At 38.5% G+C, this 23,257-nt stretch carries 13 protein-coding genes; 2 read left to right on the top strand and 11 right to left on the bottom strand.

What is annotated here, in order from left to right:
- The gene (locus tag ACE01N_RS12160) at positions 1-2,784 is read right to left on the bottom strand and encodes a sensor histidine kinase (protein ID WP_380589132.1); all 2,784 of its coding nucleotides are present in this window, start codon (positions 2,782-2,784) and stop codon (positions 1-3) included.
- Positions 2,785-2,881: 97 nt separating this feature from the next.
- Positions 2,882-4,018, bottom strand: coding sequence for a serine hydrolase domain-containing protein (locus tag ACE01N_RS12155; RefSeq protein WP_380589129.1), 1,137 nt, complete (start codon positions 4,016-4,018; stop codon positions 2,882-2,884).
- A 245-nt stretch (positions 4,019-4,263) separates the two neighbouring features.
- Between ACE01N_RS12155 and ACE01N_RS12150 the strand changes: the two genes are divergently transcribed.
- Positions 4,264-4,944, top strand: a complete 681-nt coding sequence (locus tag ACE01N_RS12150; protein ID WP_380589127.1) for a pseudouridine synthase — start codon at positions 4,264-4,266, stop codon at positions 4,942-4,944.
- Here ACE01N_RS12150 and ACE01N_RS12145 read toward each other — a convergent pair.
- The 5 genes from ACE01N_RS12145 to ychF all read right to left on the bottom strand — a co-directional run bounded on the left by ACE01N_RS12145 (position 4,937) and on the right by ychF (position 11,687).
- Positions 4,937-6,910, bottom strand: coding sequence for a T9SS type A sorting domain-containing protein (locus tag ACE01N_RS12145; RefSeq protein ID WP_380589124.1), 1,974 nt, complete (start codon positions 6,908-6,910; stop codon positions 4,937-4,939). The genes ACE01N_RS12150 and ACE01N_RS12145 overlap by 8 nt on opposite strands.
- 122 nt (positions 6,911-7,032) lie before the next feature.
- A complete protein-coding gene (locus tag ACE01N_RS12140) occupies positions 7,033-7,848 on the bottom strand; it encodes an N-acetylmuramoyl-L-alanine amidase-like domain-containing protein (RefSeq protein ID WP_380589121.1) in 816 nt (271 codons plus the stop codon).
- Positions 7,849-7,873: 25 nt separating this feature from the next.
- A complete protein-coding gene (locus ACE01N_RS12135) occupies positions 7,874-8,911 on the bottom strand; it encodes an endonuclease/exonuclease/phosphatase family protein (RefSeq protein WP_380589118.1) in 1,038 nt (345 codons plus the stop codon).
- A complete protein-coding gene (locus ACE01N_RS12130) occupies positions 8,853-10,382 on the bottom strand; it encodes a hypothetical protein (RefSeq protein ID WP_380589115.1) in 1,530 nt (509 codons plus the stop codon). The genes ACE01N_RS12135 and ACE01N_RS12130 overlap by 59 nt, the downstream gene beginning before the upstream one ends.
- A 204-nt stretch (positions 10,383-10,586) precedes the next feature.
- Complete coding sequence (ychF, locus tag ACE01N_RS12125) at positions 10,587-11,687, bottom strand: redox-regulated ATPase YchF (RefSeq protein WP_380589112.1); 1,101 nt, start codon at positions 11,685-11,687, stop codon at positions 10,587-10,589.
- A gap of 324 nt (positions 11,688-12,011) precedes the next feature.
- On the opposite strand from ychF, the gene ACE01N_RS12120 reads away from it, so the two are divergent.
- The gene (locus tag ACE01N_RS12120) at positions 12,012-12,932 is read left to right on the top strand and encodes a malate dehydrogenase (RefSeq protein ID WP_375728027.1); all 921 of its coding nucleotides are present in this window, start codon (positions 12,012-12,014) and stop codon (positions 12,930-12,932) included.
- An 82-nt stretch (positions 12,933-13,014) separates the two neighbouring features.
- On the opposite strand, the gene ACE01N_RS12115 is transcribed toward ACE01N_RS12120, so the two are convergent.
- From ACE01N_RS12115 to ACE01N_RS12100, 4 genes are all read right to left on the bottom strand, one after another.
- The gene (locus ACE01N_RS12115; protein ID WP_380589109.1) at positions 13,015-16,671 is read right to left on the bottom strand and encodes a BNR-4 repeat-containing protein; all 3,657 of its coding nucleotides are present in this window, start codon (positions 16,669-16,671) and stop codon (positions 13,015-13,017) included.
- Positions 16,672-16,775: 104 nt separating this feature from the next.
- Positions 16,776-18,668, bottom strand: coding sequence for a fasciclin domain-containing protein (locus ACE01N_RS12110; protein ID WP_380589106.1), 1,893 nt, complete (start codon positions 18,666-18,668; stop codon positions 16,776-16,778).
- A 181-nt stretch (positions 18,669-18,849) separates the two neighbouring features.
- Complete coding sequence (locus tag ACE01N_RS12105; RefSeq protein WP_380589103.1) at positions 18,850-22,578, bottom strand: LamG-like jellyroll fold domain-containing protein; 3,729 nt, start codon at positions 22,576-22,578, stop codon at positions 18,850-18,852.
- A gap of 298 nt (positions 22,579-22,876) precedes the next feature.
- Positions 22,877-23,257: T9SS type A sorting domain-containing protein (locus ACE01N_RS12100; RefSeq protein ID WP_380589100.1), on the bottom strand; the 381-nt coding region annotated here is incomplete at its 5' end.

Raw genomic sequence — 23,257 nt, 5'->3', positions numbered from 1 at the left:
CTAACCGATTTTAAGCGTAATTATGACCTCTGCCCCTTTCCCCGATTCTCCTGAAGAAAGTTCAAGCCGACAATCATTTCCGTAAATATTGTCAATTTTTTCCTGAATTAAAACCAGACCCTTACCTTTTTCTGTGCACTGATCCAATGTTAAATGGCCAAATCCCGGACCATTGTCCCGGATTCTTATCACAATATCAGATCCATTTTCCTCAATCTTTATGCTGATCTCTCCTCCATTTGGAATTTTTGAAATCCCGTGTTTAATGCTGTTTTCAATTAAGGGTTGAAACAACATGTAAGGAACTTCCGTCAGCTCTATTGAAACGCCGGAATCCACATCAACACGGAATTTAAAATCCAGTCTTAGTTTTTCAAGTTCCATGTAGCTTCGGACCATTTCAAGCTCATCGGATAGTGGTACCAGTTTCTTGTCTGCATTCTTCAACACGCCGCGAAGTAAGTTTGAGAAACCAACCAGATATTGGTTAGCCAGTTCAGATTGCGCTGAATTTATAAGTTGCTGAATAGAGTTCAGTGCATTAAAAATAAAATGGGGATTTAACTGCGACTGAACCGATTTTAATTTAAGTTCCTGCAGTAATTGTTGCTGTGCATTGCGTTTCTTCAACCGGTTAATTCGTATCCGGTAGATCATCATTACCAGAAGTCCTGTTGCAATTACCGATATTGCTATCAATAGCAATAAACCTGCCGTATCATTTTTTGACTGGTCTTCATAGTCATCAATAGCATTTAATATTTTCGTTTTGTTTAATCCGATATCATTTCCATATACCCTTTTAAATGTATCATTTAACAGAATCCTTCCCTTATCATCGTAAAGCAACAACATCGGGCGTCGAGACTCAATGATATAATCATTAAACCTTCGGGTTTGTGAAGGATGTCCGTAGAGTTCCAGGTGATCTGCATCACTTAATTTTGTAACAGGCAAAAGTTTATCCGAAAATTCCATCAGATCATGATTTATACGATACGAGACTGTTTGGACAATACCAGGCATATTATCCACAAGCAGTTTAAACTCATCTACCCTATCTGTTTCTTTATATAAAATCAAAAGGCCGTATTTACCTTTGGCAGGAAGGATGTTTATCTTCTGATTATTTTCTGTTAATACATTTTGAAAGGGTAGCACCTCACCGACCTGTAATGCTTTATAGCCATTAAGTATTTGGGTAATATCCTTCTTTAATATGGTATCACCACATATGGTTTTAAAATTTTCGTACTTCTTTATATCCTTATCGATCTGATTATAGCTATCGTCACGCGTTAAAGTTCTATACAATTCGAAGTAGAGTGGAAAATCTGTATTTTGAATAATACTTTTGTAATACTCGTAATCAAACCCCTTTTTTGTCGGTGAACCTGCAGCATTAATCAGGTAGTCTTTTCTTTTATCATATTGGCTTACTAAATGGAATATTCCCGGCATGCCTTGACCGTGAAGGCCCGTGTAAAAATAGGATTTCAACGTAAAAAAATCCAGTATAGATGTTTTAAACTGTTCTGAATCAAGACTGTCTAACGCAAAATATCTGGTTTTTAACAGCACTAAAAGTTTTAAATAACTTTTAAATTCTGCATCGATTGCCGCGGTTTCAATCGCTTTTACATTTAATTCCGAATTATTGTTCCACCAACTGCTGTTTTCACTTCCCCGGATAACAACATTATCATCCATTAAAGTTACCTGTATAAAATCACCCGGCTCAAAAAATAAATTAATGGCATGTCTACCATCCGGGAAAAGACTAAAAGAAGTCCCGCATTTCAATGCATATATTTTTTCAGCCTTACGTGAATCGAGTATGATCAATCCGGAAATTCCTGATTCATCCATTACAAATGCGGGATTCCCCGAAGCTATCCTTATAATATTATTAAAACTGTTTGGTTTTTGAGATGCCTTGGTTCTTTTATCCACTATTTCAATTTTAGCCTTTGTTGGTAAGGGGAAACTGGCATTGGTAATGGTAAATACTTTATGCTGATGTCGATCCATAAAGGCATAAGGTAAACCGTTTGTTAAAAAAAATGCTGTGCATTGATTGTTTCTTTTTGAACCATTTTCATGTATTGTTAACTCTTTTTTATTGTTATCCAATACTTTAATATGGTCAAACCAGAATTTATGAGATCTTTCTAACTTATCCTCTGTCAGACTTCCGGTGTTAAAAAGTAAATCTGTAACATTTTCAACACTCGCAGCTAAATTTCCTCCAAATGTATAACTAACTGACATATACCTTTGATCATTTGGTGTACGGGCCTTCATTCTTAAGGGTAGAAAATTTCTTAAAGTAAAAATGTCTTGATTGTAATCATAAGCATGATTAACAGTACCATCATCAATTCTTATAGTTCCTTTTAATGTGTTTCTAATACTATCAAATCCTTCCATAAAAAAATCAGGATACCATGAATCAAAGACAAAAGCATTATCCATATTTCCTTTTGATTTCTTTTTAAAAGGAGGCCATATTTCTTTATATCGCAACACCTTATAATTCCATTTTAACGGTTGTCCTTCTTGACTTTCGGAACAGGTAAAACGGAGAGAAATCAATTGGGTACTACTAGTTTCATTTCCTATACTATAGGAATGATTCTTAAAAACTGGTACGCCGTCTTCAAATTCCATTTCACATTCGAACCAATCGCCGGGCTTAAACTGGTTGTTTTGTTTTTGTCCTTTTACTGCAGGTAACTGAATAAACAGAATTACAATACAAACAATAACATGGTAATTTTTCATACATTCACATTTAAAGATTCACTACGAATCTCCATAAAAATCATGTTCAGTGCTTCTGGTAATTTATGTAATGTACTACCGGATTTGTATACGGTAATTATTTTGTCAGCTCCAATGCCAGATCAATGTAGGTATACACATCTTTAGGATGGTGGTTGATATATGTTCTGCTGCGTTTCTCTCCCAGGCGCACCACCACCATATTCTTTTCGGGAATAGCAAACACATATTGTCCCAGAATACCGCGCATGTAAGGGATATGCATGCCCTTATAATTCAGGATCCATAACTGATAGCCGTAATAATCCACCGGATCGCCATCTTCACCAACCAGATATGTTGCGGGTGTCAAGGCTTCGGTCATCAGTTCCTTCGAAACAAGCTGTTTCCCGTTCCAGTTGCCATGGCTCAACATTAACTCGCCCCATCGTGCAAAATCCTTTGCATTGGAATTAAAACAGCAGTAGGCTTTTTCAACACCGTTCTTTTTATCCAGGCTCCAAAGGGCATCGTACTGTGCATTCATAGGTGTCCAGAAATACTTACCCACATAATCCGACATGGTCATATTAGTTGCATTTTCCAGTACCAGCGAGAGCAACTGTGTATTTCCACTTTTATATTTAAATACCTTTCCCGGCTCTTCCACTACTTTTAAGCCTGTTATCAGACTCATCAGGTTTGATCCATAATAGGATTCTGTGGTCGTATTAAAAAGACCGCCATAACTCTCTACCCAGTTCAGTCCTGATGACATGGTCATTACATCCCTTATACGCAGATCCTTATTCTCAGGATTATCATATTCAGGCACAAAATCTGATACGCGTTGATCAAGCGACTCAATAAATCCGTGATCGATAGCAGACAATATTGAAAAACCGACAATGGTTTTACCGGCAGAAAAAGAATTGGAATAGCTTGAATCGGAATAGCCCATCCAGTATTCATCCAAAAACAACATACTGTCTTTAATGATGGCATAGGCCACAGTGTTATACTGAGCCAGACTATCTACCCAGTTATCAGGAATTTTCACTTCCCCATATAACGCATCCTTCTCCCAGGGTTCCGGATCAGCTGCTACAACCTCCCTGTTATTAAAAATTTTATAATCATCAATATCAACAGTAAGATAAATCAATGCCCTTTGGGCGTATCGCGGGAGAAATGCATAAACCACCAAGATCAGCAAAATAATAGCACCTGTAATTTTTAAGCCTTTTCGTTTCATTGGGTTATAATTTATAGATATAAGAATCAAGAACCAAGATATAAGATTTTTCGAGAAATCCTCCGTACTGACGCTTCGGGCAGAAACCCTCTCCCGAAGCTTCGGGATAAAAAAGGAGGACTTAAGAGCACACTATTTTAATAAGTAAAACAATCTTGTGTCTTGTGTCTTAAAAAAAGCAATTTACAAAAGATTTTTGGATCGGCTTTCTGAACATATATAATTTATGTTCTTTTGTACCAATTATGGATATTGATATTCTGTACAAAGACGATTATTTGCTCGTTGTTGACAAACCGGAAGGTTTGCCCATACATATGACGCAGGGAATGCCGCACGATGCTGATTATTTGACTAAGATAATTGGCAAACAACTGAATTGTTCAGTATATAACGTGCATCGTCTTGATGCCAAAACTTCAGGGATTGTACTGCTGGCTTTAAGTCCCGAAATTGCACATGAATTAACGCTTTTGTTCGAACAAAAGAAAATAACCAAGACTTATCATGCCATTGTCAGGGAAAATCCGGGATCAGGAACATTTGATAACAAGGTCAAAAACCAGGGGAAACGCGGTTCAAAAAATGCTGTTACGCATTACAAGACTTTACAAACTATTTCAACATCAATATGCTACAAGGAGTTTGAAAACATTTCGTTGAGTCTGGTTGAAGTTACCCCGGAAACCGGTCGATGGCACCAGATAAGGCAGCATTTTGCACAGGGTCGTTTCGATATTATTGGGGATAATAACCACGGCGACCGGATGCTGAACAAGATTATCGCCGAAAAAACAGGCATCAGCCGGCTCTTACTTCATGCATCATCGTTGCAGTTTGAACATCCCATAACAAAAGAAGTCCGGACATACACATCCGAACTTCCAGTATCTTTTAATCAGTTGCTCCATTCAGGGCTTATCTGACCATAAATTTTTTCGCTGTTTTATTTTCGCCTGATAGAATCTGTAAAATGTAAATGCCTTTTCCCAACTGAATCGGGAGTACTGTTTCATGCATCAATTCACTGTCTTGTGCATACATCTTTTTTCCAGACAAATCGAAAATATAAATCGCTGCATTTTTTACGGACTGTAAACCAGACTGTATATGTACCTGACCCAAATTATCTGCAAATACAGTAATACCTTTCAAATCAGACTGCGTAAACTGAGGTACTTTAATATCAGTAATCACATTATCCTGCAAATACATCGTAAAGTTTATCCCTTCAAAGTCAGGATTTTCCGCTGTAACATTATATTTCCATACCTCGTCCTGAGCGAATCCGGGATAATCCACATAAACAGAATATTGTCCTTCATCCAGTCCGGAGAATGAATAGTTTCCGTTTATATCTGTAAGTTGCTCGTTAATCCATTTGTCTTCCGAAACAGAATACAGTAACACCACGGCGTTCATTTTTCCTGTTCTTCCGGAAGCACCTGCATCAGATGACATTGCATCAATCTCGTTCACTGTCCCCGCAACTGATCCCATGCCCTGATTGTATACCTTTGGAATAAAACTCACATTAAATGCATAATCCTTGCGGTTTCCGAGAACAGATTCCTGATTATTCACCCATCGCACACTATTTTTATGATACTTGGTCATTAATATGGTGTCGTTGCCCACCGGAACCAAATTAAAAAGATAGGTTCCTGTTGGAATCAAAAACTCCTTCCGCATACCCATTATAGTATCCTGAACAGGAACGGGCACATAAATACCGTCCGTTTTTTTCAGAGCCACAATCTCATAGTCAATTGTATCCAACAACGCACCATCAATTTTTACTCCAAACGACAACCAGGAGTATCCGGCCGGAGGCAACAATCTTACATTGCTTATTTTAATTGACATATCAGGAAAATCATCATGCCGAACCTCACAAATATATGAGCCGTTATCTACATATGTTGCAGATTTAACAACATAACCGCTTTCATCAGACCATCCCTGAACCACTTTATTACTCAGCAAATACCGATATGTTGTTTTACTATCACCTGTATCGATAAAACTGGAATTAGGCATATTCAGATACACTGAATCACCGGGATGCAGGTTTTTTAAAGTAGTTAGCGGAAAGGTTCTTTGAGGGTAATAATTGGATTGATCGCCAATGATGCTCATATTCTTTTCCAGATCAGTAAAGTCAAGATAGTTTGTATGAATCGTAAAAACGACATTACCGGGAGTGTTGGTAAGTTGCACCAATCCTGAAAGATCAGGAATGTAGGTGAAATAATTATTGTCAAGTTTTAAAGTTCTAAGCTTCGAAAGATTAGCCAGTTCATCAGGAACAGAATCGGTAAAACCATTATCATTTAGGATAAGATATTTCAGATTTAACAGATTCCCTATGCTATGAGGTATGGCCCCCGAAAAACTGTTTTTGCTTAAATTGATATTTTCCAGTTTATGCAGTGTTCCCATTGTTTCAGGAACAGATCCGTCAAACTGATTATCATTCAAATACAATGTTTTCAGACTATCCGTAGATCCGATGCCTGCCGGAATATGTCCGCTCATCTGATTGTTGGAGGCCCACAAGACCTCCAGCATATTCAAATTTCCAATGCCATCTTTCAGTGCACCACTAACCTGATTAAACGATATGTAAATATATCGTAAATCCGTTAAGGTGTAAATCTCATCCGGAAGAACTCCTTTAAGATTATTTCCACTAAGATTAATAGCCTTTACCTTCTGATTTTCGCAAACTATTCCGTACCATGTATCAACATTACCGACCAACCAATTATCCGACTTCACCCAGTTCTCACCACCGGTAGAGTTATACAAAGCAACTAAAGCCAACGAGTCATTTTGTGATACTGACTGTGCCATCACTACAGCACTAAAGTCAATAAGAAACAATAGCATTAATACTCTGCACAATTTAAGCATAGGTAGAATTTTTGTGCAAATTACAAAAAATTATCGATTTTAACATAATATTAATAAAATATTTACAATAGAGTGTCACTTTTACATAAAGATAACCTCTACTGTTTCATCCTTAAAACCACAATCCCCAACATGTGTGTATGTGCATCCAGATATTCTGACAGCGATACATCAGAAACCATTACTTTATGAAATTGTGAAGATGCATGTAAAAAATACAAATTATCATTTTTTCGTAATGCGAACCCAACGTGCGTAAAGTCCAGCCCTTTGATACTGGTTACAATAGCGACAATATCTCCATCTTTAATCCCGGTTCCTTCAGACGTTAAGGAGGACTTTGGAATAAAAAGCATATTTGCCTTACCTATACGTTCTTCAATCAGTTTAAGTGAATCAATCTGAGTTGAACGCTCCAGCCTTGGATACAGATTAGTATGCGTACTCATAAAGTAAACCGGTGGTGAATATGGTTTTCCTCCCAGTTCACCGGTAACATCTTTGACTATACCGGATTTTTCCGCATTAATAATCCAATCCGTAAAGTAATGCAACCTGCTTAAATAACCATTTATTATCCCTTCTCTGTAACGTAGGTTCCTAAGATTGCTCAAATAGGCATTTTTTGATCCTCCACTCATATATAATGCAATGCTGTTCTCAACCAGTGTAACACAATCGAATCCGGTTAGGTCAACTACCAATCTTTCCCTGCCGGGAATTTCCAATGAATGCGATTTATACGGATAATTTATAAATGTAAAAGCAACCTGTTGGGGAGAATTATAGTTTTGTCCGGCCATAACTGAATCCAGTATCTTTTCTGAACTGCCGGCATAATACACAGATTGCTCCTGAGCCTGACAGGCTATGAATGAAAATGCAAGTAAACTATTGATAATCCATTTTAACATGAAGTAAATTAACGATATTCACCGCTTATTTCAAAATAATCATAACGGGAAGATGATCGGAAAAACCACCATTACATTTATATCCGGTAAATGTTCTGAATGGTTTTTCACCCGTAAATTTATCATCCTTTTCCATCATAAAAGGAAACCGGATAACCTTTTCATATTCTTTCAAAATCAGGCCATCGGTTTTGCGTTCAAACAAAGATTTATTGACAATAAACTGATCCAGAAAACCCCACCTACCCTGATATTTATATGACCCGTCATCATCGGAGTACAACGCTAAATTGATGAGTGCTCCGTTCTGTTTTGCCCCAAGACAGTTGGTAATGCTTTCATCTTCGGGGTAATCATTAAAGTCCCCCATAATGATAATATTGCAGTTGCTATCACTTAGCATCAAAGAATCTGTTATTGACTTAAGGACTGTTGCTGCCCTGCATCGGAGGGGCTTTGATGCGACAACTCCACCGTACCTGGACGGCCAGTGATTGACAAAAATATGAACCGTATCTTTTTGATTTAGTATTCCTTTGGAGTAAAGAATATCACGTGTCCTGAAGTCCGGATCGTTTGTTACCTCAATAAACCTGTTCACAACCGGACTGTAGGTCTCTTGTGAATACAACAAAGCCACATCAATTCCACGTCGGTCAGGAGATTCTTTATGGATCAGTCCATACCGGTAATTTTTTAAAGGAGAATATAAAATCAGTTTATTCAGAATATTTCGGTTCTCTACCTCAGCCATCCCAATCAGATCTACCGGCTGCATTCCTCCTGCCGCAATTATTACCTTAGCAACGGCATTTACTTTCTTCCCTGCTTTATAAGATGTCCAGTGGCGTTGTCCTTCAGGCGTAAATTCACCATCATTCGTCAGGGAATCGTTCATGTGGTCGAACATATTCTCCACGTTGTAGAACATAACTTTAATACTATTCTCGTCAAGCTCCTGTGAATAAAGCGATGTAAACGAAAAAAAGATTAAAATTAAAACGTTACTCTTCCTTTTTGGCTTTTGGAACAAACTCAATGGCTCCAAGGTCGGGTGCTTCATCTTTTAAGCGGTAATTTCCAAAAATATCATATTCCAGATCTTCTGTAACAAAATCCACATTACCTGCATTTATTGCGGGAGACAAAGAATCAAGGCTGAAATCAAAATCATCCGCAGGATTAACAAACATCGGATCTTTGTTCCACATTACATGTTTAAAATGCGTTTTGTCCAATGTGTCCACTGCCGGCACATCACCTTTTATTATACAGTAATTGAACAGATAATTAAATTCAGCATCTACGGGTTCTGATTTTTCATCTACCTTGTTATTCAAAAACACCTCTGTTTGAACTGTTCCGTAAATAATACTATTAAGGAAATCCGCTCTAACCAGGTCTCTGGCAATTACCTGTTTATCTGCAGAGATATAAAAATTATTAAGCCTCACAGCTTTAGAATCTTTTGCTCTGTTCCATGTATAATAGTTTCCAATTGTACATTGATCAAAACTGTAACTTCCTCCTATAGAAAGAAATACATTATACTGACCACAATTAGCTATAATACAATTCGATGCAACTATTTCAGCACCAAGTCCATATATTCCTGCAGCAGTCATATTCTGAATGATGGAATTTGTAATTTTCAGTGTCGGCTTATCGTCTGTAACAACTGAATCTACCTGAATGCCGATAATTCCATTTCTGATCCGAGCATAATCAATTTCATTATTCATACTTCCTGCAAGCAATCTGATATACCCCCATTGCCCGGGAACTTTTTCATATGGAAGTCCTTCGAATAATTCATCCAGTCTGGCACCACGTATCTGAACCGGATTATCCAATGTCCCTTTAATTTTAAGTGTTCCTTTTACTAAAATACTGACATTTTTTTCCAGGTAAAGAACAACGCCTTCATTTAAAGTCAACGTTTCCAACGAATCAACCACTATATGATCGTGCACTAAGTACGGCTTATCACTGGTAAGTTCTGTTGTTTTTAAAAGAATAGCTTTAATCGTATTATCTCCGCTATGAATACCAACGGTAAATTCTGCATTTTCCACACTCAAATGATGAACGTCCTGTCCGAAGGCCAACAGTTGTACAAACTGCTGATTACCATTAGTTATAAAGGACAATGAATCAGTTATAACCAATGGAAGATCTCCGTTATTGGCATCAAGTGTAGTTTCCACAAAAACATACATACTGTCTCTTGCCCTGATAATGATATTATTGACCTTTTTATCAACTCCACCATCATATCCATCCACGTTGATCCGGAATGGTGATAATTCTCCTCCACCTAAAGCTACCTCAGAAATTTCAAGGTCCTTATCATAAGGGTTGTATACCCTGAAATTAAGCGTAACTGATCCAACTGTTGTGAAAACTGTATCAAAAGACAATGTATCAACCGAGAATTGCAACCTGGCATTGGGATCCATATTAACATCTTCGCGCTCACAGGCAAAAAAGATGACAACAAGCGCAAGTAATATGATTTTCAGAGCGTGTTTCAAGCTTAATTATTTTATCCGTAATTTATTAAAATATCTTAAAAAAATCAAATTTCTGTTTAGTGAAAATCTTTCTAAATTATAACGTTTAACAGACCTAAAAAGTATCAGTAAAGAAACCTTTAGTTGTCAAATGTGATGTAACTTTTGACAAAATGATCAGGTAATTTATTCCAAATGCATTAATAAGTCATTCTAAATAAGGGACTATACGTTAAACCTGAAATGCATCACATCGCCGTCATGTACCACGTAATCTTTTCCCTCAATGGCCATTTTTCCCTTTTCTTTGCATGCAGCCTCAGACCCCAAACTCACATAATCGTCATATTTGATCACTTCTGCCCGGATAAAACCTTTTTCAAAGTCAGAATGGATAACGCCTGCCGCCTGCGGCGCTTTATCACCATCGTGAAACGTCCATGCCCTTACTTCCTGAGGTCCTGCTGTAAAATATGTTTTAAGGTTCAGCAATGAATACGCTTTTTTAATCAGTTTTGAAACACCGGGTTCATCCAGACCCAGATCATCCAGGAACATTTTCCTCTCCTCATAATCCTCCAGTTCCGCAATGTCCGACTCTGTAGCCGCTGCAATAAGCATAACTTCTGCATTTTCATCTTTTACGGCGTTCTTAACGGCTTCCACATATTCATTTCCTGTTTTCACAGCCGATTCGTCAACATTACAGACGTACAGCACAGGTTTGGTGGTCAACAGATACAAATCTTTGGTTACTGCTTTTTCCTGATCTGATAATTCAACGGTACGCGCCGATTTGCCTTCAAGCAGGGCAGACTGGTAGCGCTTCAATACATCAACCAGACGTTTGGCCTCTGTATCTTTACCGACCTTGGCGATTTTTTCTGTCTTTTGCAGGCGATTCTCAACAGTCTCAAGATCCTTTAACTGCAACTCCGTGTCGATTACTTCTTTATCACGAACCGGATTTATTGAACCGTCCACATGAACGATATTATCATTATCAAAGCAACGCAACACATGGATTATAGCATCTGTTTCACGAATATTTGCCAAAAATTTGTTCCCCAGGCCTTCACCTTTACTGGCACCCTTTACCAAACCCGCGATATCAACAATTTCAACTGTTGCCGGAACAATTTGTTTCGGCTTCACCAGTTCAGCAAGTCTGTTCAACCGCTCATCAGGAACCGTAATAACACCAACATTCGGTTCAATGGTACAAAACGGAAAATTTGCCGACTGAGCCTTCGCGCTCGACAAACAATTAAAAAGGGTTGATTTCCCAACATTCGGTAATCCTACAATTCCACACTGTAACGCCATTATTGTATAAATTATATTTTTTTGCAAAAGTAGTGTTTCATATCCTTTTTTAACACTAATCCTTAAAATAGTTAACTATTTTGCACCAATAAAAAGCTTGCTGTATTTTTATGGAACGTTTTATATCAAGAGCATGACTAAGCTGTTATAAAACAGGAATAAAGATGAAACTATAATAACAATTCATTGTTTTATTTGTAATGTGTATAAAATACAGTGAAAGGTTAATTGAGATTAAAGAAATATTTCTGTAATTGAAATAATTAATATCTTTGCCACTCCTGAAAACAAACGAATATAACGAACAATAAAACTCAAAAAAAGATGAAAGTAACAGTAGTAGGTGCAGGTGCCGTAGGTGCGAGTTGTGCTGAGTACATTGCAATTAAAAATTTTGCAGAAGAAGTAGTATTGGTGGATATTAAAGAAGGTTTTGCTGAAGGTAAAGCCATGGATTTAATGCAAACTGCCTCTTTGAATGGTTTTGACACAAAAGTTACAGGTGTTACCAATGATTACTCAGCAACAGCAGGAAGTAATGTAGCAGTTATTACAAGTGGTATTCCCCGCAAACCAGGAATGACACGTGAAGAATTAATTGGTATTAATGCAGGTATTGTAAAAACAGTTGCTGAAAACCTGATTAAGTTCTCTCCTGAAGTTATCATTATTGTTGTAAGTAATCCGATGGACACAATGGCTTATCTAACACACAAAGCTACAGGTTTACCTAAAAACAGAATTATCGGAATGGGTGGAGCCCTTGACAGTGCCCGTTTTAAATACAGACTTGCTGAAGCGTTAGGTTGTCCTGCTTCTGATGTGGAAGGTATGGTAATTGGTGGCCACAGTGATACAGGTATGGTTCCGTTGATTGAAAAAGCAACGCGCAACAGTGTTGCTGTTTCTGAATTCCTGAGTGCTGATGTTCAGTCTGAAGTTGTGGAAGCGACTAAAGTTGGTGGTGCAACCCTTACAAAACTGTTAGGCACAAGTGCCTGGTATGCTCCCGGTGCTGCTGTATCAGAACTGGTACGAGCCATTGCGCAGGATTCTAAAAAAATGTTCCCCTGTTCTGCACTCCTTGAAGGTGAATATGGTCTAAACGACATATCTCTAGGTGTTCCATGCGTACTGGGTAAAAACGGTATTGAAAAAATCGTTGAAATTTCTTTATCCGATGCTGAGAAAGAAAAGTTGGCTTCTTCTGCTGAGGGCGTAAGAAAAGTTAACGGTCTTCTATAAAAACAGAAATTTAATTTCAACATATATAAAATAGGGATCTTCAAATTTGAAGATCCCTATTTTATTTTCAGATTACATCCTTCTAATTTTTAATTATCAGGGTTGCACTTTGGTTATTATTCTGAATCACTTTAACAATGTAAAGTCCTTTATCAAGTGATGATCCAATAATGCACCTATCTTTTGCAACTGCTACTTCAATCAATCGTGAATTAATATCAAATACCTGATAACTGAAAGTACCTTTTACGACCAGATTGAAAGTAGATTCCGATGGATTGGGATAGCATTTAACGTCAAGATTCTTATCCGTAAACACGTTATCTACCGAAGTACTCGTCCCCAGCTTATAGTAAGGAATTATAAGTTTTCCATCAAGATCTTTGTGTGCAAATACAAAAGACAGAATATTCTGGTTCAGCAGCAATTCGCGATCAATCAGACCTTCAGCCGTAGCGGTATTGCTCTCTGAAACGTCAAATTCAGTCCAGGTCTGCCAGTTATCTGCCGCAGAAGCAAAATAAACCTTATATCCAGGTGCAACCACATAAAGGTTATCATTAGCATCTACAGCAATATCACTTCTGTCCACCATCACCGGTGCAATCGGGTCACTATGCCATGTACCGGACTCATCCTGATAAATATGCCTTAACCATGCCGGCTGACGTGATCCTGGCCAGGCACTGTTATCTGGCTGCGAATCCAGCATATAGGATTGCAGGATATGTATTCCTCCTTTACTGTCTACGGCCTGAGCTTCCTGGTTAATCAATCCCCGGTTTTCACCAATATTATATACTTTAAACCCTGCTTTGTTATAGTTCAGCGGATCGGTGCCGGTTGTTGCAATCTTAGTACCTGCTGCATTATACCAGGTACGACCATTATCATCGCTATATGCGTATGAAACATCGTGATTAGTTGAAGCTGTAGGTGTTTCACGCCAAACCATGGAAACATGTAAACGTGTACCGCCCGGCGTGTAGTGCAAACCGTTTATATATCCGCATTTGCTTGTATACCCTGCCGGCATGCCATCATATTCTCTTCCATGAAGATACTCGCCAACATAACTCCAGCTTCCGTTGTATTCCCACAAATGAGAATTACCGTCACCACTCCATCCCGTTCGACATTCAAATAACAGATTCCCATCCGGTTCTGAGATAAAGCGTGGATAAGTTACTGCACCGGGAAACGTAGCATCAGTTAACTGCTGTCCATCTACCAGGTAATTTTGAATAGCACCAAAAGAAGTTGCACTCCAATCTGCAGTTTCAGGATTATTAGCCAATCCCGGATCAGACATTCTGTATCTGAGGGCATCATTGTGATGATCGAACGCAATATGCATGGAACCATCCTTTTCACATATTCCAAATGAAATGGTATAATGGTTGTCAGCTAAATCGTGGCTGGAGGTATAGTCTGTAAAATCTATTTCCTCCCAGTTACCATCAGGCAAATGCTTACGTGCAAGACAAACATGTTTAGCCTTATTCCAGTAAGCAACGTATTGATAGTCCTTGTATGTTGTTACAGCATCCTGCTGAAATGAAACGAAGTTTGATCCGTTAGCAGTCACGAAACCATTGGTTGTAATTACATCAATTGGCTCTTTTACAAAATGAATAAAGATATCCGGATTAATTTCCAGTGCCCCTTCAGGATCTGTAGTTTCGGGGATATATGTTTTCTCAACATCACCGGTAATCAGCATGGAATCACATACAACATCCAGAATATCACCTTTAGACGCAGATGAACTGATATCATAAGTGATCCAAAAGTAGTTATTACCCTTTACAAGCTGATAATCGGCAACAAGTTCTACAGATGTTCCAGGCGTTGAACCTGTTGCTGCAACCAACGCATCAGCGCTGAATGTTGAATCGTTTCCTGTAGCATATATCTTCACATTTTGAATATCCGACAAAGATGTCGTACCTGTTGTTGACAGATACATCGCACCAAGAGAAAGCGGATTAAACATATTCTGAGTGACAACCTCAACACACATCACCACATTATCATGTGTTGCCGTATTTACATACGTGGTTGGCTGGGAAGCGTCAGAACTTTTGAATTCCATCTGACTGAACAGATCTGACAAGGAGAAGTATGTTGCTTCACCTCTGGCATATGTATTATCGTTAGCCGTAACATCAGTTATATTTGCATTGAATATGCCACCTCTGTCATCAAAAGCATAGTACGCAAATAAATCGGCTTCGTCGCCATTAAGCACAACGAGTTTATTTGCTTCAATTTCCTCCGGAGTCCTCAAAGACTTCCATATCCTAACCTCATCAATCATTCCTTTAAATGTTCGGCTGGCTACATCACTATCCCATCCCATATACAGATTCCCTGAAGAAAAATCAAACGGAGCATATTTTGAATCAGTTGTTCCTGCCCGTGTTGATTTGTCCAGTGCACCATCCAGATACAACAGGCGCGTTGAATCGGTTAAAACAAATGCTACATGATGCCATTCATTTGGCGTAACGATGGCTTCAGATACTGTTCCGTAATCAACTTCAGAGGTTCCCGGAATCATATCCGCTCCCGTAATAAACCGTATTCTGCCTGATCCCTGCCAGCTGGATGCATATTGCAACCCGAAGTTTCCTGGACGATTAAACAAAAGGCCCGCATTATCCACCTGGCTACCATTGGGTTTGAACCACATTTCAATCGTAAATGGCAACGTGGTTAGGTCTAATCCGGACATATCCACATTACTTGTTGCATTACCATCACCGGGGAAAGTAAGGCCATAATTCAGCCCTTCCGGAACTACAGGATCGCAATCATCTCCTATCCCATCGCCATCCACATCCGTTTGATCCGGATTAGGCAGATCCACACAATTATCAAGATCGTTTACAATACCATCACCATCCAGATCATCATCACATTCATCACCTATACCATCATTATCGAAATCAAACTGCTCGGGATTGTATACATCAGGACAGTTATCCTTATATGCAGGTAAACCATCCCCGTCATCATCTGCAAGACTTATTGATGGCACATAAGTTCCACCGGTAATAGTTCCGTTATTATGATTGGCTGTCAGATCTGTTGCTTCTGCAGCCTGATCGTTAAAATTATAATATGCCACCAGTCCTGCTTCATCGCCATTAAGCGTTTTAGTTTTATTATCCTCAAGTTCCTGAAGCGTACGCCCGGTATTCCAAACCCTGACTTCATCCATTATCCCTTTAAAAGTTCTGTCAATAATAGCTTTATCATAGCCCAAATAAAGCTCTCCACCGGTAAAACCATATGGTGAATTTGCCGTTGTGTTGGAAGCAAGTGACACACCATCCACATAAATTGTTTTTGAACCGGATGTAACGACAACTGCCACGTGGTGCCATTCGTCTGTTGAAATAGCGGGAGTTACAACCTTATCGCCACCGTAATCCAACCTCAGCATGTTAACACCTTCCCAGTCAGCCGCATAATAAAGTCCGGCATTTGAGGTACCCCTGTGATAAAACAAGCCCGCATAAGGTGCCTGTGTACCTTCAGGTTTTATCCACATTTCAACCGTAAATGGTAATGTCGTCAGGTTAAGACCTGAAATATCAATATTACTTGATGTTCCATTTCCACCGGGAAGATAAATGCCATAATTATCCTGAGCCCCTGAATCGACAGCTGACAACAGTCCTGTTAGGATTAATACACCTACCAGACATTTGCGTAAAAGTTTGAGTTTCATATATCAATAATATTAGTTATTACATTTCACTTGAACTGAATACGGCCGATGAGTTTAAAAGAGGCTTTGCTTTGCTCAGCATGCATGCAATCAGCACTCTTTTTTTAATCAATTCCTTCTGATTCAATCACCTCAACCGGAACAAATTCAAGAAAATCGAACATGAATTCACCTGAACGTGCAGCTACTACTGTAAATGTGTGTGTGCTGGCTTCCTTAAATGTATAAATTCCAAGAATTCTCCTCAAATAGCCATCGTTTATACGTGCATTACCGGTAAACCATGTTGTATTAGCTGCCTGGAAGCTGGCCGGGCCTTTCATATATCCTCTGTTCCGCATCATTTTATCATTCTCAAATCCCTGTGGATCAGCAGAATTTGAACCCGGAACTTCATATCCAATGCTAGGATCTGTTGCAAAAATTCTTAAATCCAGTGGGATCCCACATGGAATACCATCCCAGTAAAGTTGAGCGGCCCCACGTTTAGTTTCAACTTTCCAGCCAAATCTTACCTCATAAGTTCCGGCTGGCACAGCGGGTGTTGTTATCGTAAAATTGTACAATCCTCTTAAATAAACTTCGTCCCCCTGATAATCAAGGTACCTGTCATCTGCATTAAAATATCCAAATTCGGTTCCTTCAGAGGCCTGTACCCTCTCAATATATCCGGGAGGAAATTTCCATAATTCTGAGTTAATGCCTGCCACATTCACCTTTCCTCTAATATTGTTATTCATGAATTCCGGAAAAAAACTGGCCGCATCCATTCTTAACCTCTTACTGGAAATATAACTGGCAAACTTAAAATCGTACGCCAGAATCTTATCAATTTCGTGATATACCCCATTGATCGCATCATTATCGTAGTTATCAGGATTTAGTCTGATTGCACTTTGAGGATCATCCGGATCAACCATATTAAAAAGATTAGTTTCACTTGTGCCCCTGTTCGTGCGAACTTCCATCAGTGTATTCGGACACATAGTTTCGATGTATTCGAACATATTATACGTTTTAATGGAATGGTTGGTTTCATCCCAGTGAATAATAAAATTCACATAGTTTATCTCTTTATTTATAAGGTGATAAGCTACGAATCTGTTCAGGCTGTTTTTCCGGTCAGTAATATCGGTTATGCCAGCATCCAGAGGATACACAACATCGTATATCTGTTTTGCATATGCAGTAAGTTCATCAAGATTTGTAATTCCATAGGTTGCATATATCGAATCACTTTCAACCATAGCCGTAAAACCATATTTTCTGGTTTTGGGGACTCTGACATTGGCAGCAGACTGATCAATATAAAAAGCATCCGGATCGTATGATTCATCCTCAACAAGTGTGAGCTCTTTATCCAAACCTGTAGCTACCAAAGCTTGATAAAAAAGATTGAATTTCGAATCAGAGGATAACGCTTCCACCAGGGTTTTTTCGCTTGGTTTAAGCACTTCCCCAATCTCATGAATTACACCATTATGAAGTTCAATATCAGGCTGAAGGATTGGAGCGGTTTTATTTACTTTTATCGTAAGATCACCCGTATTAAAACTTGCATAGGAAATTGAGATGTACCTGTCACTCATTGTTTTCTGGGTTAAGCGACCTTCCACGAATAAATCTGTAGGTACAACAAAACCATTTATAATATGATCGTATGCAATTTTAGTCAGCGTATCCAATGGAAATTCAGACAAATCATTTCTGCCCTTCTCCTTATAAAATGCTCTCATCGCTTCGTTGTCAGGTGCAAAGCAGGTATATTCACCATAGGCATTCAGCAAACTCATTACCTTAGTGGTATCCAGAAGCCTTACAAATTCTGAATAAACATCCGGACGTGCCTGAAGGTATTGCCCAACAAGCTCACCAGTGAATGTGTAATAACTTTCCTCTTCAATTTTATCGCTGTTACATGCCTGAACAAAAAAGGATGATATTAAAACTGATAAAATAACATACTTAAAACTGTTACCCGAAAATTGCATTTTCATAACACATGATTGTATATAGTTGTCCTGAACCTAAGCCCATTCAAAAGTATCCAATTCAGGAGAAAATTAATACAACAAAAACAAGAATAACTAATAATTATTTTAAAAATCGACAGAGAATACATTAAAAAAGAAAGGGTTACCAAATGGCAACCCCTTCAAATAAAGTATTTTGATAATACTAGTTAGTTTTTACAACTTTAAACAATTTACTTGCACCTGCACTTTCAGCCTTAATGATATATAATCCTGTGCCTTCAATGCTTATGCGTTCTTTACTTGAGGATGGTACAACCTGCTTAACAACTTTTCCTGATAAGTTATACACAGTTATCATACCAGGTTCGTTTGCAAACTCTACTGTGAAGACATCTGAACTTACAGTCGGATATACCGAAATTTCCTCTTTGTTATTCAACTTATGGACACCAACACCTTTCAGCTCATACATCTCCCAGTTATCAATATAACCAACAGTACCTGTCAAATTATAGTTATTGAAATACATTAACTGTGAAGCACCTACATTATCGCCGGTTGACACTTCAAAATCCATAGTCTCCCATTGTCCGGTTGTAGTATTAGTTGGAGCAGTAAGTTCCACATCATTAGCAGCAACTCCAATTCTAAATTCCCCGGATACAATATAAACTTGTGCAATCACCCTGTAAACAGTGTTGGGTTTTAACGTTAATGGAACATCAATCGAACCACTTGTTTCAATTTTACCACTTGTTAATCCACAATATACATATTCAGGATTAACATTAATTGATTGGGTTCCCCAGCCACCAAAGTTGCCAATATCTGTGACCTCTGGATCCGTAACAAGATTATTTTCACCTATCGGCTCAAAACAGGACTCATTGTTAGTAGTAAAATAAACAATATAATTAGTAGTAATAGCACCATTAACTGACGTAACCTTAATAGTATCCGAAGCAGAACCGGATGACACATCAACATCTCCATCTACAACTTCAGCCCCAGCAATAGTTGGTGTTCCTGTTAAAGTAATAGTTGTAACTCCTGTTGGAATTGATACAACATATTCTTTTACAGAAGTGCTGAATCCGGGCACTAAGTCACCATCACTTAATGTAATATCTGATAAAGATGCATCAAAGTCATCCACAAATTGATTGGCATGAGCAGCAATTGAATCTTCACTTAAAATGCCATTATAAATATTGAATTCATATATGGTTCCATTCCAGGTAGCATCACCGTATCCACTTGCACCTATTAATGCTGTGTCAAGACTAATTGCTGATATTACATGAGATGCTGAAGTTGCAGTTTTATTTACCATAACTCCGTCAATATACCATTTAAGCGTATCATTAGTTAAAACGCTCACATAGTGGTGAGACTCATCTGCACCTGGCTCTACTCCTGTTGGGCCCTCTTCTCCACCAATATTAATTGCCGTTTTACTGACATCATCATCACGTGCTATTGACATCCAGTAACTGTTGGCACCATTTACGCTTCCAAAGTATCCGAACATGGTCCAACTTGGGTTCACACCAGTAGTAACATAAGCCTCCAATGTTACGGCATCATAAGTATTGATGGCTATATCCTTAGCCGGTAATTTAATATAATCACCATCCGCAGAAGCGGTATATTTACCATCAGCAACTGCCGCATTACCCTTTAAGGTTCCGTTTGCTCCTCCAATAACATCAATAGCTGTATCAGCTTCTTCAAAATTATATGAGTGAGCCAATTCTGCAGGCAAAACATAGACGGCTTTTTCGATGCGCCAGACTGAAAGATCTCTGATTGGCTTGTCGCAATATGCACTACTTCCAGCCCCGGTTCCATCAGTACCCACTAATTTACCTCCTTTAATAACAGATTCAAGATAGAACATACCTGGTTCATATTCTTTAATAAAGAAACGGCAACTATCTGATGTAGTAATAGTATCAGCAATATACATCATACTCCACGTATTGGCAGGAGATAAGGCCAGATAACCTGTTTCCTGATTTTTTATGAAGTATTCCCCAGGTCTGTTACTTTCAGTAATTACAAATATCTGGTCCGTTGAGTCTTTATCAGCAGCATAGATTTTTACACCCTGATTGGTTTCATCTTCTCCAAGAACCAGCCCTGAAACATCATGAACAATATAATATTCTTCACCTTCATTAAAACTAAGAGGCCCCCAGGCTGTAACAACAATGTCTTTGGTCATAGTACCGCTTACAACTTTAATAGTATCCATGATATTCGCAGAATTATCAAATGTTGCCGTTACTGTAACGCCACATTGAGCATCACCAGCAGCAATTGAAGTAACATCCAGGCTAATACCGGCAGGAGCTGTTAAGGAAACATCATTTGTAAGCGCGTTTCCTGAAACAGTAAAGCTTTTTTCCAAATTCAATTTATCAAATTCCAATCCAGAAACAGATGTAGAAAGAGTTTCCTCATTGTTAGTCGCTAAATCAAGATCAGCAAGACCTATCAAGCTATTACCACCGGCAGCCTCTGTTACCTGAATGTAATAAACACCCTCAGCAGGGATGTTAAAAGTGAGTTCAAACGGCAATAACTGATTCTTGGTTTCAGAAGCCATATAATCAGCATATGCTACTATATTACCTCCTTCAGGAGCATCGGAAACCGCAAACCGGTATGTTGGTAATGCACCATTATTCCACCATTCGTATAAACCTGTTAAAACATAAGAAGAACAACTACCTGTCAAATATACAGGGTAAGCATAAGTTGAACCGGGAAAATCTCCACCGTAATCCCACCTTGCCAACAGAACACGGCCAGTATAAGTTGAACCATCTCCCAAAGTATGATTGTTCACATCCATATATCTCACACCACCTGCATTGGCATTACCCCAGTTAGTTCCTACAGCGTCATTTTGCCATCCAAAAACGTTAGCAGCTGTGTAATCACCTGTTTTACCATTTCCGTCCCACCATTCAATCAAATTAGTTGATGTAGAAATATTCACGAAATAATTTTTAGTGTTACCATTTTCTGCAGTAACAACAATCATAAGTGATGTATCTCCGGATGTCAAATCAATATCACCTGAACCATCAACACTTGCATTTGCATCATTTGCTGTTGCCCCTATAGCTACTGAAGTAGTTGCTTCCGAAACAGTCAGTGTATATGACATGGTATTTGCATCAAAGGAAGGTGCTAAAGAACCTTCATCTGTAGTTAAATCAGATAACGTTGCATCATCACTCAGCACAACAGGTGTATACTCTAACTTGAGATCATCAAAAAATATCCGTCCATTTCCTCCCGAACCTGCATTTTGTGCAGCAAAACCAACTTGAATAATACCGGAAGTCTCTGTTTCGACTGAAAAATTCACCTCATCGGATGTCCATGCGTCCTGCGTAAAGTCTGTAAGTGATGATAATGAAGATGTACCTGCATCAGGCACCCATCCTACCTGACTTGCAGCATAAGCTGAAGATCCTGAATTAAACGCGTTATAACTAAGTTTATAAGAACCTGCCGGTAGGGTTACCTCCTGATAATAGGTTACTACACCTGACCAGGCCACAGAAACCCCAAGACAACCATGCGTTCCTCCCGTGGTAGTACCATCGAAAGCTGTCGCCGGAACCGGCCCGGGACTGTTCAAGGTTCCGGGATATCCATATTCAAATGAAGAAGCTGCAGACCAACCTGTAACCTGCTTATTCCAACTGGAAACGGAGTCAACATTTGTACTGCCATCTGTTGTTCCCAGGTTAGTGGAATCGGCAGTTGCCAGATAATTACAGTTAATATCAAAACCTGCATTGGTAAGATATGTATCCGTAACATCTGTTTGTGCTATTAGCTGCGCTGAACCAATCAGTCCTGCAACAACTAACAAACCCCATAATTTTAATCGTAAAGAATTAGTTTTCATAAATAAATTTTTAGTTAATACTATAATTAATAATTCACATATTGTTTTCAAAAATCACCGCTAAAATTATCGAATGACTGAACCAATTTGAATTAAAATTTCAATTTATACTATCAATTTCTCGACTATTACAGCATTAATCTATTTATATTTAAACCTAACACCCTATAGGGTTTTTAACTAATCATCTACAAATCAAATCCCAACAAATTCACCGGATTACTTTTTCCAAAAATTCGCCACACAAAAAAGGCTGCCCGGAAACCGGGCAGCCTCATAAAATATTACTTATTATTTTCTAGTTAGTTTTTACAACTTTAAACAATTTACTTGCACCAGCACTTTCAGCCTTAATGATATATAATCCTGAGCCTTCAATACTAATGTTTTCTTTGCCTGAAGATGGTACAACCTGCTTAACAACTTTTCCTGATAAGTTGTAAACAGTTATCATACCAGGTTCGTTTGCAAATTCTACGGTAAACAGTCCAGATGTTACTGAAGGATAAACTGATACAGAAGCTTCACTCTGTACTTTATCTACTCCTACAGAACTCTGTACAAGTTCGGTTGGTACTTCAAGTCCAGCCAACATGTAAACGGCATTCCGCCATAATGTCAAACCTTCACTTGTCAGGTTATTGCCCCAGTTACGTATAATTGAACCATAGTTCTGACA

It is taken from the genome of Quyinboa ferrireducens, assembly GCF_042436675.1.
In the GTDB taxonomy this organism is placed as follows: domain Bacteria; phylum Bacteroidota; class Bacteroidia; order Bacteroidales; family UBA5342; genus JBHJHP01.
The sequence above is the reverse complement of the archived record's forward strand: the minus strand, read 5'-3'. Positions and strand labels throughout refer to the sequence as shown.